Below are 13036 nucleotides of genomic sequence, written 5' to 3'. Positions count from 1 at the left end.
CTTAGGCCTAACCACGAGGAGGCTCGGTTAAAAGATGAAAGAGGTCAGGGTGGATTTATCACAATTTCATTTCAATAATGATGCAAGGTTGGTCGGAGCCGGGAGCGATTCAAAAGGGGAAAAAGGTTTCGAAAAATTACTCAAGGACAACCTACAAAGGGTTAACGACCTTCAGCTCACTGCGGATGAGGGGATCGGAAAGCTGGCCACCGGAGAAGCGGAGGACATCTCCCAGGTGGTCATCGCAGTCCAGGAGGCCGAGGTCGCATTGCGCCTTCTGGTGGAAATCAGGAATAAGCTGGTAGATGCCTATCAACAACTTGCCCGCATGCCGGTATAGAATTATTGTCCCTTTGCTGATATAGTAAGTGTTATGGAGAGGCTTAAGGAGCTTTTTGCACGGCTAAAAGCCACATGGGCGTCGCTTTCCCCGTGGCAACGCTATTCTATCATGGGGGCCGGGGCGCTCATTTTTGTCCTTTTGATTTTGTTGATCGCAACCGGCAGAGGCAAATACGAGCCGCTATTTGCCGGCCTTGAGGTGGAAGATCAAGCGGCTATACTTTCTTATCTGCGCGAACGCAATGTCCCGTATAAGCTCGATTCCGCCGCCAACGCCGTACTTGTACCTGAGGATATGGTTTACGAAATGCGTCTTTCCCTGGCACAGCAAGGGTTGCCCAGAGGCGGCGTGGTGGGTTTTGAGATCTTTGACCAGGCGAAGATGGGTATGACGGACTTCCAGCAGCGCATCTCCTATATAAGAGCCCTCGAGGGGGAGCTATCTCGGACCATAGGGCGCATGGAGGCGATCGACTTCGCAAGGGTGACCATAGTTATCCCAGAGCAGCGCCTCTTCCTGAAAGAGCAGGAGCCGTCCAGCGCTTCCGTCCTCGTGGGTGTAAAGAGAGGAAGCAAGGTTGGCCCCGAACAGGTGAAGGCCATCGTGCATTTGGTGGCCCACAGTGTGCAGGGGCTGCACCCCGAAAACATCACCGTCGTAGATACCTCCGGCAATATGCTATCGGAACTGATCGATTCGGATACCTTCGTCTATGTTGACAATGCTGGCCGAGCTGTTTCGTCCGTCCAAAGAGAGTTGGAGCGCCGCCAAGAGATGGAACTGGAGCGCAAGGTCAAGCAGATGTTGGAGCAAGTCTTCGGGCCAGGGAAAGCCGTAGTCCGCGTGAGGGTGGAGTTAGATTTCGGCAAAAAGCGAGACTTCGTCACGGAATATATCCCTGGAGCTGGCGGGAGGGGCGTGGTCCGAAGCGAGCAGGCTTCGGAGGAAAGCTACGTTGGTCCTGGCACGCCGCCCGGCGGTGCGCCAGGGACCACTACCAACATACCGGGTTACGTGGTGACCGCTCAGCGGGTAGGACCGAGCGAGTACAACAAGAGCGATACCATAAGGAATTACGAGATCACGACCCGCGAACAGGAGCAGGTTTACACGCCCGGCTCCGTTAAAAGGCTTTCCGCTTCGGTGTTGATCGATGGCGAACTTGCGGAGGAAGCGTTGGGAGAGTTGCGTTCCACCGTGGCCGCGGCTATAGGCTTCGACGAAGGGCGCGGAGACCAGCTCGTCGTCCAGGCGATGAACTTTTCCACATCTTGGATGGATGCAATCATGGCGCAACTCCAGAGGGAGCGCCGCGAGCGAATGATATTTTTCATACTCTTGATCGCTGCCATCGCCTTGATCGGGATCGCGACCTTTTTCTGGTGGAGACGCAGGGCGGCAAAGCCGAAAGCCGCTCCTGAACGAAAAGAGGGCGCTCCGTCGCTTCGCGAACTTATAGAGAGGCCTGAGCTGATGCAGGTCCGCGGCGAGGCTGCTGTGATAGAGGAGCAGTTGAAAGAATATGCCAGACAGAGACCTGAGGAGATCGCTGAGTTGGTTCAGAATTGGCTTCTGGAGGATGTATAATTGCCCTTGGCAAATATTATGTTAAACAATTGCCAGCATGTTCTGTTCATTAACTAAGGAAGGGGCCTTTGTGTTATGGCCAAAAAGGGGAGAGACCTCAAAGGACGGGAGAAAGCGGCTATTTTCCTCATAGCCTTGGGTCCGGAGTTGGCCGCCCAGGTGTACAAAAATCTCGACGAGTCCACGATTGAGATGCTCACGATAGAGATTGCGGGCATCAGAAGGGTGGATCCTGAACTCAAGGTTGATGTATTGAAGGAAGCGCAAGAGATACTGATGGCGCGGGAATATATCAGCCAGGGAGGCGTCGAGTACGCTCGGGCTCTGCTCGAGGAGGCCTTAGGTGCCGATCGGGCCCAGGAGGTCCTGAGGAGGGTCACGGCGAGCTTGCAGGTCAGGCCCTTCGACTTTGTGCGCCACAGCGATCCACAACAGCTTTTGGGCTTCATACAAGGCGAGCATCCCCAGGTCATTGCCCTCATACTTTCCTACCTCGAGCCGGAGCAGGCTGCGCAAGTGTTGAGCGGTCTTTCCCCAGGCGTGCAGGCCGAAGTGGCCCGCCGCATAGCCAAAATGGATCGCATCGCCCCTGATGTTTTGAGGGAAGTGGAGAGAGTGTTAGAGCGTAAACTCTCTACCGTGGCCGGGCAGGATTTCACCCTCGCCGGCGGTCTGGATAGCATCGTCGAGATAATAAACCGCGTCGACCGCGGCACGGAGAAGAACATAATGGAAGGCCTGGAGGAGCGAGATCCCGAGCTGGCCGAGGAGATAAAGAAGCGCCTCTTCGTTTTCGAGGATATATTGTCCTTGGACGACCGCTCGCTGCAGCGGGCTTTGCGAGAGGTGGACATGAAAGATTTGGCCTTGGCGCTCAAAGGTGCATCCGAGGAATTGCGCCAGAAGTTTTTCAAGAATATGTCTCATCGTGCTGCTGAGATGCTCAGGGAGGACATGGAGTACATGGGGCCGGTGCGCGTGAGAGACGTGGAAGAGGCGCAACAGAAGGTCGTAAACGTGGTCAGAGCGCTCGAGGAGGCCGGAGAGATCATAATATCCCGCGGTGGAGAGGAGGAGCTCATTGTCTGACCATCTCTCCCCTAAGCTGTTGAAAGCCGTAAGGTTGATCCCACAGGCTGTCAAGGTGACCTCGTTGAATGGGCAACAGGCAGACCTTCGTCCTGCCGAAAAGGTCAATGGGGAAAAAGATGAAGAAGAGGCGACCCTGAGAAAAACTATAGAGCAGCTCAGGCGGGAGAACGCCGCCTTAAAGACGGAACTCGATGGGGAAAAGAAGAAGCTCGAAGCCGAGCGGCGGGATATGACGCTCAAGATATCTCAAGAGGCGGAAAAACTGAAAGAAAAGGCGCTCAGAGAGGGATATGAAGAGGGGTATCGCCGAGGGGCCGAACAGGGCAAGATTGAAGCTATAGAAGCGGTTCGCGAGGAAAATATAAAGAAAATCTCTTCCCTGGTGGGCTTGCTCGAATCGGTACACGAGGAGCTGAAAAAATCTCTCGATGTACTGCTCATCGCCAACGAGGCGAAGCTCGTGCGCTTATGGGAAAAGATCCTGTCGCGCTTGCTCTTCCAGGGGGTCTCCCTGGACGAAGGGGTGGTGTTGAGGGTCTTGAGGGAAATACTGGCTCGCGCGAGCGATAAGGAGCGCATACTGGTTTATCTCAACCCGTCGGATCTGACTTACGCGGAGTCTCACAGCGACGAACTTGCCGAGCTTTTGAGGGGCGTCAAGCACCTCGAGTTTATACCCGACGACAACGTGGATAGGGGCAGCTGTGTGGTCGAGACCAACTTGGGCGTTTACGACGCCAGGTGGAGAACCCAGCTCGAGCAGATAAGCCAAGAATTGGATAAGGTGTTGCTGGAGGGTCGAGCTTTCAATGGGTCCTGAGGTTTTGTGGGAGGCGATAGAATCTCGCCTCGATGCGGTCGACCTGATCAAGGTCAACGGCAAGGTCGCCAAAGTGGTAGGGATTGTGATGGAGTCACGCGGCCCCGATGTGCAGATCGGCGACCTCTGTGAGGTGCGCTTCCGCGATCGTCGCTCCACCCCCCTTCAAGCCGAAGTTGTGGGTTTCCGCGAGGAGCGCGTGTTGCTCATGCCGTTGGGGGAGATCGAAAATGTCGGGCCTGGCTGTGACGTTGTGGCGATGGGCAAGCCGTTAGGGGTCCGCGTGGGGCCGCATCTGTTGGGCAGGGTGCTCGATGGCTTAGGGCGCCCTATAGACGACAAGGGCCCCGTGATGGCGGCGAATTATTGCCCCCTTTACAATCACCCCCCCCACCCGCTGCGAAGGCAGCCAGTTTTAGAACCGCTCCCCGTCGGCGTTAAATCTATAGATGGTCTCTTGAGCATAGGCAGGGGGCAACGGATAGGGATATTTTCCGGCTCGGGCGTGGGGAAGAGCACGCTCTTGGGCATGATGGCCCGCAACGCCGCCGTTGACGTCAACGTTATCGCCCTCGTGGGGGAGCGCGGCAGGGAGGTTCGCGAATTCTTAGAAAGAGACTTGGGCGTGGAGGGGTTGAAGCGTTCCGTGGTGGTGGTATCCACGTCAGACCAACCGCCTTTGTTGCGTCTCAAAGGGGCGCTTACCTCTACCGCCATTGCGGAATATTTCAGAGACAGAGGTGCCCATGTCTTGCTTTTGATGGATTCGGTCACGCGCGTCGCCTTGGCTCAGCGCGATGTGGGTTTGGCAATCGGGGAGCCGCCGGCCACCAGAGGATACACCCCTTCTGTCTTCGCCTTTCTCCCCAAACTGCTCGAGAGGGCCGGAGCCGGTGAGAGAGGGAGCATAACCGGCATATACACGGTCCTCGTCGAAGGTGACGATATGAACGAGCCGGTGGCCGATACCGTAAGGAGCATATTGGATGGCCATATAGTGCTTTCCAGAAGCCTCGCTGCGAAGAATCACTATCCGGCTGTTGATGTGTTGCGCAGCGTGAGCCGCGTCATGCCCAACATCGTGTCAGAAGAACACCTCGAGGCTGCAAACCGCGTGCGCGAGGCTTTGGCGATCTACGAAGAAGCCGAAGACCTTATAACGATAGGGGCTTATAGATCTGGGAGCAACCCGAAAGTGGACTGGGCTATTTCCTGCATCGACGAGATCAATAATTTTTTAAGACAGCCGGTGGAGGGCCGCTACTCTTTCGACGAGACAAAAAAACTTCTCCTCAAGCTGGCCCTCCGAAGCTAACGCTCCGCAGTAAAGATTCCGATCATATGAATGGATGACTTTGCCCTGGAGATGATACCCAAGTGGAAATGAAGATCCATCGCTTTCGACGAGTGCGGGACGTGCGCGAGAAGGAAAAAGTCCTCGCTCAAGAAGAGCTCGCAAGGTATCGCCGTCAACTGCAGGAGCTCTTCTGCGCTATATCTGATGCTGAGGCCGAAAAAGAAAAGGCGGTCATTGCGTTTGCCGAGCTTTGCTCTGCGTCGTCTTCGCTGGAGGAAGTTTGGCTTCAAAGGCAGGCAATAGAGGAGGCCCAAGGGCGATTGGCCGATATGAAAAAGAACCTCTCGGCGCTTCAAAAGCTGATAGCCGCGCTGGAGGAGCGCTTGATCGAGCGGCACAAGGAGGCTCGCCTGTGGGATAAACTCGTGTCTCGCATGGAAGAGGATCAAATTAGGGATGGACTTTCGCAGGAGCAGAAAAATCTCGACGAAGTCGCCCTTTCGCGCTTCTCGCAAAGCAAAAAAGCGATGGAGGGAAGGCCATGAAGCCCGATCTGTCGAATCTCTGCAGGGTTGTGTCGAGAATACAGGAGATAGAGGCGCGGTTTGCGCCTCAAAGTGAACGGCTCCAAAATAAACGGCGCGATCGCGCGTTTTCTGAGGCTTTGAGGAAATCCGAGGAGGACATTGCTCCTTCCGAGGAAGCCGTCCGCCGCGACCACCAAGATGGTTTAAGCAGGACGCTCGACGGGCTCGCGAAGCGATATGCCGTAGATCCCAACCTCGTGCGCAGCGTAATCGTGGCGGAATCCGGCGGCAATCCCAGCGCCGTGTCTCCGAAAGGCGCCTTGGGATTGATGCAGCTTATGCCGGCTACGGCGAGCCATTTGGGCGTGGACGATCCCTTTGACCCCATACAAAACCTGGAGGGGGGCATCAAGTATCTCGCCCAGTTGATCGACAGATATGATGGAGATGTGGAAAAGGCTCTTGCCGCCTACAACGCCGGCCCCGGCGCCGTGGACAGGCATGGCGGGATCCCTCCATTTCGTGAAACGCAAGCCTACGTGAAAAAGGTGCTTTCACTCTGTGCCAAGTCGGAGGTAGATTAGGCGTTGGCCGAAGTCGAAGGGCAAGCTGAACAAGAACCTAAAGAGGCTTCGCCGCGACCTCTGAAGAAAAAAAGGAAAAGCCGTTGGTTTGGCTTGTTGTTGGTTTTTCTTTTGGTCTTAGGTGTGCTTTTTGGCCTTCACGCCTCAGGTGTAGCGGACTTGAGGCCGATAATTTATACGACGGTGCCGCGCATTCCTGTTTTGGGGGGACGTCTCGGAAAACTGCTGTCGGTGCCGGAGCGCTACGCCCTGACCGCTGTCGAGCGGCGCAGGCTCGAGCTCGAAGAATACGAAAAGAGCGTGATTGATAAGCTAAAAGAGCTCGAAGCGCAAAGAGCTGCCATCGAGGCTGCCTCTCAAGATCTCGCAGCGAGAGAGGCGAGACTCAGGGAAAGAGAGCTTGCACTTCAAGAGGCAGCGCAGCGTGCTTCTGGATCCCAAGGAAGCACAGCCTCAAGCAATGACGGCTCTTTCGAGGAACTCGTTCAGATATTTCAGGAGATCAACCCGCGGAGGGGCTCTGAAATCCTGACGCGGCTTCCCAAAGAGTTGGCGGTGAGAGTTCTCAAAGCATTGCCGCAGGATCAAGCGGCTTCACTTCTTGGGCGCATGGATGCGGCCAAGGCGGCCGAGCTGACGGAGCAGCTGGTGAAGGAAGGCCCATGAGACGATGGGGAGGTAAGGATGTTAAACTTTATCGGTTTGCTCAGTTTGCCCGACCGGATATCTTCCGAGAGTGGGGCGAAAAGACAGCTCGGCGGAGATAGTCGCAAGGAGACCTCTTTCTTAGCCATCCTTCAGTGCGCGTTGGGCTTGGATGAGGCAAATACATCCCAAGCGCAATCCTTTGCGGTCTTAAGCGGGAATTTACCCCCAGTTTTTTCCTCACACGGCGTGGAGGCTGAGGCAGGCGGTGCCGAATCGACAGAAGGGACCAGCGAGGCGCCCTCTCCCGAAACGTTATGCGAGGAAGACGTTGCAGAAACCGATATAAATCCTCTGTTATCTCTTCAGGTCGAAGGAGGAGCGCCTTTTTTAGCTTCGCATCTTCTTGCCGATGGGGGTGCGGTCGTTTCAGAAAAGCGTTGCGATGGCATCCCTGTCGAGAGAGCTCAAGAGCCCGCCCCGCTCCTTTTTAAAGATGCAGCAGTAAATTCCAACGACACAAAAGACATCCTCTTTGTGAGCGAACTCTCTGAGGGTTTGAAAAAGGATGGGTTTGTCGAGACTGATGAAGTTGAAACTGACGGGAATGGTAAGGCTGTGTTTGTCCCCGGCGGTGAAGGGTCAAAAGACAAAGCCGGACTTCTCGGCGATTCTACAGGTGGCCGCGTGGCAACGGACATTGAAGTCGGATCTGCGGCAGGGGCTGCTCTTAAAAAAGAGGAATTGACTCAAGAGAGCCCTCCTCAAAGGAGTGGAAGTTTTGCGTCTGACGAAGAATCGGCCGGACTGACTCCTCGTCACGAGCCTTTCGAAAAGAAACTCGGCGAGGCAAGGGCAGACCTTTCGTCGAAGGCCTTTCAAGAGACCTTCAAGGCTCACAAAAACGCGCCTGTCGAAGTGCTCGGGGCGAGGACAAACGACAGTCGTCCTGATTTTGCAAACGTAAATAGGAGCTTTACCGAAGTGTTCCCTAATCTTGCGAATCGCAGCCATTTGCCTCTCGGCGAAACGACCGGTTTGGGTCGAAACGGAGCCTTTCTACCGCTTTTTGTGGAACTTGAAGGGGAGGGAGCCGAAGCGACGGGAAACGGGTTGGGTCACGCGATTCGTTTCATACACCATGGCAACATCGATAGGGCTTATGTGGCGGTGGAGCCTCCGGAGTGGGGAAGGATCCAGATAGACCTCGGACTGTCCAAAGACGGCCTTGAGGCGTTTATCAGGGTCGAAAACCAGGAACTCGCCGCGTCGCTTAGGGGGCAGATGGAAGGCCTGAAGACCGCGCTCGAGTCCAGCGGCATAAACCTCGCCCACGTCGCGGTCGAAGCTAAGGGGGGAGATATGGGCAGAGGGTCCGGCGATCAGCCGGAAGAGAGACGCCGGAAGAAGGCGTCGGATCCGCATATCGGAGAAGATGGCGTAGAAGGTGCCGTGTTTCAGCTGGACTTAGATAGAGGATTGTTGTGCTGGATCGCTTAAAGAGCGGAGGTGAAGACTTATGACCGTGACCGGGATTGGCACGACCACTGAGGTGTATGGTACTGCACAGTCGAGGGAGATCAAGACCGAGCTCGACAAAGACTCCTTTTTGCGCATCCTGATAACCCAGTTGACGAACCAGGACCCTCTGGAGCCCATGAAGGATACGGAGTTCATCGCTCAGATGGCGCAGTTCAGCGAACTCGAGCAGATGATGAACATCTCGAAACAAATGGACAACCTTACGATGCTCTCCCTCCTTTCTTCCAGCGGGTTGGTGGGCCGGACGGTGAGTTTTTTCGACGAAACCGGGGAGGAGATATCGAGCCGGGTGTTATCCGTGCGCTTCGGCAACGGCAATATGATGTTAGAGCTCGCTTCGGGGGAAAGGATTCCGCTTGGGGCCATTCTTTCGATCTCTTAAAGGGCATGCACGTTTGAGAAATCTTGTTGAAATGAGGGAGGGGTTATTATGCTGCGTTCGCTCCAGTCGGGCGTAAGCGGCGTCAAAGGTCACCAGACGATGCTCGACGTCGTGGGAAATAATATCAGCAACGTCAACTCCGTCGGCTTTAAGAAGTCGCGCGTCACGTTCCAGGATCTGCTCTACCAAAATATGCGCGGAGCCACGGCCCCCGCCGACAACATGGGCGGTACCAACCCCATGCAGATAGGGCTCGGCGTAAGCGTCGCCGCCATCGAGACGATTCAAACCCAAGGTCCGCCTCAATATACGGGGAATCGCACGGACCTCGCGATTCAAGGCGACGGCTATTTCATCGTGGGAAGCGGCGAGGGGACGTTTTACACGAGGGCGGGCAACTTTGTCCTGGACGGCAGCGGTAACATGGTTCAGTCGGGGACGGGCCTTCAGCTCATGGGGTATAAGATGGAAGTGGATCCCAACGACCCGACGCGATATATAGCGGGGACGGACCTTCAGGGCATAAATATACCCGTGGGGCAGAAGCTCGAGGCCATGGCCACCACGCTGGTGGGATTTCGCTGCAATCTCGACAGCCGCGTGGGCTCCTACCTACCCTTCGGCTTTGAGGGAGAAAACATCACCTTCAATCCCGTCATAAACGGCCAAGAGGTGCACATATCCTTTGCCGAAGGAGACACCGAGGCTGGTTTTATAAACGTCACATTTGAGACAGACTCACCCCTGCCCTTTAGCCTTCCGATAGAATTAATCGGGGTCGATAGCGACGGGCCAGTCTTCGCCGATACTACGCCGATGACCATTACCATCGGTGGAGCTAATTATACCGTTACTTTCATGGGGGCGGACAACCTCTTGACGATAACCAATAGTGACAATAACGTGGTGTGGCAGGCCGACTTGAGCAACTATTTTAACTTCGCGACCTTTGCGGCTAAAGACAATAATGAAACTTCGTTTAATTTTATAGCGGAGTTCGATCCTCCCGGCGATGTGCTTCACCTGTGGGGTTATGACGGGACTAATTTAGTGCACTATTATTACGATGTCACGATGGACGAAGAGGGTAAGTTTGAAAGCATAGCTTTGAATCCCCACAGCGACGATCCAAATGATACTACTAACCCCTTCTATTTTAGTTTTTCTCCTTCAGTCTCAAGTGGCGGTTACGCCATCACCTTTGAAGACCCCTCTCAGCCCACGAGCGAGCAAATCCTGCTGACCCTTTCGCAGCAGCTCGACAGCACTCATTCCGCCAAGCTTGACATATATGATTCTCTCGGCAATCCCCACACCCTCGAGGTCAAGTGGAGCAAGATAGGGCCGAATCAGTGGTCGTGGATGGCTTATTTCCCAAATGAACCGGGTTTGAGCGGTTCTTCCGGCGTGATCAGCTTCGGTCCCGATGGCAAGGTTTCAGGCGGGGGGACGGTTTCCATGAATGTGGATTTCGGCGCCTATGGCGCCGATGTGTCCACCATCAAATTGGACTTTTCCGGAGAGTCGTTGGGGAAAGACCTCGTTGACGGCGTGACGCAGTACGGTTCCGGATTCACCACCAAGGCATACTATCAAGACGGCTATCCCATGGGCGTCCTCCAGGATTTCTCCGTAGGGCAAGACGGCACGATCGTAGGCTCGTATAGCAACGGCAGAAATAAAACGCTTTATAGCCTCCCAGTAGCGCTTTTTGCCAACCCTCAAGGGCTTGTCAAGAAGGGGGAGACGTTGTTTTCGGTTAGCCCCAACTCGGGCCTTCCGGAGATCGTAAACCCTCAGGAGGGCGGCGCAGGCAGCATCCTCGGCGGCACGCTCGAAATGGCGAATGTCGACCTCACCGAAGAGTTCGTGAATTTGATCATGGCGCAGCGCGGTTTCCAGGCGAACGCCCGCGTGATCACGACGAGCGACCAGGTGTTGGAGGAACTGATGAACATAAAGCGGTAAGAAGGGGAGTAAATGATCGAGTTGACCCGCCTTAACGGCGAAGCGTTCGTTCTGAATGCCGAACTCATAGAGACGATAGCGGCGAGTCCTGACACGGTGATCACGCTCGTCAACGGCCATCGTTACGTGGTCAAAGAGTCCGTCGACACCGTGACGGAAAAGGTCATACAATATAAGCGAAAGACGAAGGCCTTTTAGTCGGATTGAATCTAACACGGTCTATTTTAAGGTGGTGATGCGCACTTGGACCTTGCCACGGTCTTGGGGCTGATCCTGGCAATCGTTTTGGTCGTGGGCGGCATAATAGTAGGAGGAGAACCGGGGGCGTTCGTCAATATGCCGTCCTTGCTCATTACCGTGGGCGGCACTTTCGGCGCCGTGATCATGTCGAACCCCATGGAGCGCATCCGTGATCTCGGAAAGATCCTTCACAAGGCCTTCTTCGCGGAGAGTCCGGATTTGGTGGGATTGGTGCAGACGTTGGTGAGCTTCGCCGAGAAGGCGCGGAGGGAGGGGTTGTTAGCCCTTGAGGAAGACGCCATGCAACTCGAAGACGGTTTTTTGCGCAAGTCTATCCAACTTGTGGTGGACGGCACCGACCCCGAGCTCGTCAAAGCTATCCTCGATGCGGAGATAGGGATTTTGGAGGAACGCCATGTGGGGAACAAGCAGATGTTCGACACGATGGCGGAGCTCGCTCCTGCCTTTGGCATGTTAGGTACGCTTATAGGCCTTATTCAGATGCTTAAAAACCTGAATGACCCCGATGCCCTGGGTCCCGGCATGGCAGTGGCGCTCATCACGACGTTTTACGGTTCCTTCTTGGCGAATGTATTCGGCATTCCGATCTCAAGGAAGCTCTCCGTTCGCACCTCCCAAGAGGTGCTCTCCAGGGAGCTGATGGTAGAAGGGGTTTTGGCCATCCAGGCTGGAGAGAACCCGCGCATCGTCGAGGAGAAGCTCAAGATATTCCTGCCGCCTAAGTTAAGAAATGAATTGGAGGCTGAAAGGCAAGAATCTAAAGAAAAGGCAGGATAGTGATGGCACGAAAGCGGAGGAAAATAGACGAGGGAGTTAAAGGTAACTGGCTCACCACTTATGGAGACATGGTCACATTGCTCCTTACTTTTTTCGTCTTTCTTTTTTCATTTTCTTCTATCGACGTTCAGAAATTTCAGAAGATGATTTACTCTTTTCAGGGAGCTATCGGAGTCTTGCCGGGTGGGAAGAGCATGCAGGAGGCGGAGAACGTATTCGCCGGCTTTCGAGGGTTCAGCGCCGGACAGAGCGCCCAAGAGACGCACGATATCCTGTCCACCTTGCAAAAGCTCGATATATTCCTTCGTGAGGAAGGCTTAAAGCAGGACATATCTGCACGAATCGACGAGAGGGGCGTGGTTATCTCCTTCACGGAACAGCTTCTCTTCGAACCGGGGAGCGCAGAGCTACGGCCTGAGGCCAAAAGGCTCCTGTCCAAAGTGGGAGGGGCCTTGAAAGAGTTGCCTAATCAGCTGTCCGTGGAGGGGCATACGGATAACGTCCCCTTGAAAGGCGGGCCCTACAAAGACAATTGGGGGCTTTCCTCGGTTCGAGCGGCCGTTGTCGCCTCTTTCTTGAGTGATGTCGTGGGCATCGACCCGCGCAGGCTACGGGCCGTCGGATATGGTCCCTTTAGACCCCTCGTGCCCAACGACACCGACGACCACAGGCGGCTCAATCGCAGGGTGGACGTGGTTGTGCTTTCCCGCTATTCTAAAGATTGATATAATCATGGGGGTATATATATATGTTGAAGAAGATTATCCTGTTCGCCCTCGTTGGCATTGTGATTCTGCTCGTAGGGGTAGGCGCGGGGGTGTTTTTTGGGGGGAAAATTCTTAAACAGCCTGCGTATGTGACGTCGCCGGAGAGGCAGGTGGAAATGCCGGGGCCCATGGTCAATATGGGAGACTTCACCGTTAACCTCGCCGATAGAGAACCGAAGATCGTGCGCTTCAAGCTCGTCCTTGAATTGAACTCGCCCAAGGCGTTAAACCTCTTTTCCGAGAGCGGTTGGCAGAGCAGAGTCAAAAACGAGGTAATATTGGCCATGAAAGATCGCTTTTACGACGATTTGAGGACGGCCGAGGGAATATTGGAGGCGAGCCAGGACCTCACGAGGAGGATCAACGCCATGATGCCGCTTGCGGACGGGCGTGCCCCAGTGAAGCGCGTCTTGTTTGAGGAATTTATGCTTCAATAAAGGAGTG

Annotated in this window: 15 protein-coding genes; all 15 read left to right on the top strand. The window is 54.8% G+C overall.

Features of this window, described 5'->3' with window-relative positions; translation table 11 throughout:
* Positions 1-34: 34 nt before the first annotated feature.
* The 15 genes from fliE to EZM41_RS03685 all read left to right on the top strand — a co-directional run bounded on the left by fliE (position 35) and on the right by EZM41_RS03685 (position 13029).
* Positions 35-340 carry a flagellar hook-basal body complex protein FliE gene (gene fliE, locus EZM41_RS03755; protein WP_198469650.1) on the top strand — a complete coding sequence of 102 codons (306 nt, stop codon included), beginning with the start codon at positions 35-37 and terminating at the stop codon, positions 338-340.
* A 33-nt stretch (positions 341-373) separates the two neighbouring features.
* On the top strand, positions 374-1930 hold the full coding sequence (gene fliF / locus EZM41_RS03750; RefSeq protein ID WP_198469648.1) for a flagellar basal-body MS-ring/collar protein FliF: 1557 nt from the start codon (positions 374-376) through the stop codon (positions 1928-1930).
* Positions 1931-2005: 75 nt separating this feature from the next.
* Positions 2006-3019, top strand: a complete 1014-nt coding sequence (fliG, locus tag EZM41_RS03745; protein WP_198469646.1) for a flagellar motor switch protein FliG — start codon at positions 2006-2008, stop codon at positions 3017-3019.
* Positions 3012-3842: a FliH/SctL family protein gene (locus tag EZM41_RS03740; RefSeq protein WP_198469644.1), complete on the top strand. Its 831-nt coding sequence runs from the start codon at positions 3012-3014 to the stop codon at positions 3840-3842. Before fliG ends, EZM41_RS03740 begins: the two co-directional genes overlap by 8 nt.
* The gene (fliI, locus tag EZM41_RS03735; protein WP_198469643.1) at positions 3832-5157 is read left to right on the top strand and encodes a flagellar protein export ATPase FliI; all 1326 of its coding nucleotides are present in this window, start codon (positions 3832-3834) and stop codon (positions 5155-5157) included. Before EZM41_RS03740 ends, fliI begins: the two co-directional genes overlap by 11 nt.
* Positions 5158-5219: 62 nt before the next feature.
* Complete coding sequence (locus EZM41_RS03730; RefSeq protein WP_198469641.1) at positions 5220-5684, top strand: hypothetical protein; 465 nt, start codon at positions 5220-5222, stop codon at positions 5682-5684.
* Positions 5681-6250 carry a lytic transglycosylase domain-containing protein gene (locus EZM41_RS14150; protein ID WP_198469639.1) on the top strand — a complete coding sequence of 190 codons (570 nt, stop codon included), beginning with the start codon at positions 5681-5683 and terminating at the stop codon, positions 6248-6250. Before EZM41_RS03730 ends, EZM41_RS14150 begins: the two co-directional genes overlap by 4 nt.
* 3 nt (positions 6251-6253) lie before the next feature.
* Positions 6254-6916: a MotE family protein gene (locus tag EZM41_RS03720; RefSeq protein ID WP_198469637.1), complete on the top strand. Its 663-nt coding sequence runs from the start codon at positions 6254-6256 to the stop codon at positions 6914-6916.
* An 18-nt stretch (positions 6917-6934) separates the two neighbouring features.
* Positions 6935-8395, top strand: a complete 1461-nt coding sequence (locus EZM41_RS03715; RefSeq protein WP_198469635.1) for a flagellar hook-length control protein FliK — start codon at positions 6935-6937, stop codon at positions 8393-8395.
* A gap of 19 nt (positions 8396-8414) precedes the next feature.
* On the top strand, positions 8415-8819 hold the full coding sequence (gene flgD, locus EZM41_RS03710; RefSeq protein ID WP_198469633.1) for a flagellar hook assembly protein FlgD: 405 nt from the start codon (positions 8415-8417) through the stop codon (positions 8817-8819).
* Between the two features lie 48 nt (positions 8820-8867).
* On the top strand, positions 8868-10787 hold the full coding sequence (locus EZM41_RS03705) for a flagellar hook protein FlgE (RefSeq protein WP_198469631.1): 1920 nt from the start codon (positions 8868-8870) through the stop codon (positions 10785-10787).
* Between the two features lie 12 nt (positions 10788-10799).
* Positions 10800-10985, top strand: a complete 186-nt coding sequence (locus EZM41_RS03700; RefSeq protein ID WP_198469629.1) for a flagellar FlbD family protein — start codon at positions 10800-10802, stop codon at positions 10983-10985.
* A gap of 45 nt (positions 10986-11030) precedes the next feature.
* Entirely contained in the window at positions 11031-11825 is a 795-nt protein-coding gene (locus EZM41_RS03695) for a motility protein A (RefSeq protein WP_198469627.1), read from the top strand.
* A 2-nt stretch (positions 11826-11827) separates the two neighbouring features.
* Positions 11828-12550 carry an OmpA/MotB family protein gene (locus tag EZM41_RS03690; RefSeq protein ID WP_198469625.1) on the top strand — a complete coding sequence of 241 codons (723 nt, stop codon included), beginning with the start codon at positions 11828-11830 and terminating at the stop codon, positions 12548-12550.
* 23 nt (positions 12551-12573) lie between these two features.
* The gene (locus EZM41_RS03685; protein ID WP_198469623.1) at positions 12574-13029 is read left to right on the top strand and encodes a flagellar basal body-associated FliL family protein; all 456 of its coding nucleotides are present in this window, start codon (positions 12574-12576) and stop codon (positions 13027-13029) included.
* Positions 13030-13036: the final 7 nt, after the last annotated feature.

The organism is Acetomicrobium sp. S15 = DSM 107314 (genome assembly GCF_016125955.1).
In the GTDB taxonomy this organism is placed as follows: domain Bacteria; phylum Synergistota; class Synergistia; order Synergistales; family Thermosynergistaceae; genus Thermosynergistes; species Thermosynergistes pyruvativorans.
This window is presented reverse-complemented; position numbering and strand designations above follow the sequence as displayed.

Coding starts and splice junctions, on each gene's coding strand:
- fliE (WP_198469650.1), top strand. CDS start 35: ATGAAAGAGGTCAGGGTGGATTTATCACAATTTCATTTCAATAATGAT.
- fliF (WP_198469648.1), top strand. CDS start 374: ATGGAGAGGCTTAAGGAGCTTTTTGCACGGCTAAAAGCCACATGGGCG.
- fliG (WP_198469646.1), top strand. CDS start 2,006: ATGGCCAAAAAGGGGAGAGACCTCAAAGGACGGGAGAAAGCGGCTATT.
- fliI (WP_198469643.1), top strand. CDS start 3,832: ATGGGTCCTGAGGTTTTGTGGGAGGCGATAGAATCTCGCCTCGATGCG.
- EZM41_RS14150 (WP_198469639.1), top strand. CDS start 5,681: ATGAAGCCCGATCTGTCGAATCTCTGCAGGGTTGTGTCGAGAATACAG.
- EZM41_RS03715 (WP_198469635.1), top strand. CDS start 6,935: ATGTTAAACTTTATCGGTTTGCTCAGTTTGCCCGACCGGATATCTTCC.
- flgD (WP_198469633.1), top strand. CDS start 8,415: ATGACCGTGACCGGGATTGGCACGACCACTGAGGTGTATGGTACTGCA.
- EZM41_RS03705 (WP_198469631.1), top strand. CDS start 8,868: ATGCTGCGTTCGCTCCAGTCGGGCGTAAGCGGCGTCAAAGGTCACCAG.
- EZM41_RS03700 (WP_198469629.1), top strand. CDS start 10,800: ATGATCGAGTTGACCCGCCTTAACGGCGAAGCGTTCGTTCTGAATGCC.
- EZM41_RS03690 (WP_198469625.1), top strand. CDS start 11,828: ATGGCACGAAAGCGGAGGAAAATAGACGAGGGAGTTAAAGGTAACTGG.
- EZM41_RS03685 (WP_198469623.1), top strand. CDS start 12,574: ATGTTGAAGAAGATTATCCTGTTCGCCCTCGTTGGCATTGTGATTCTG.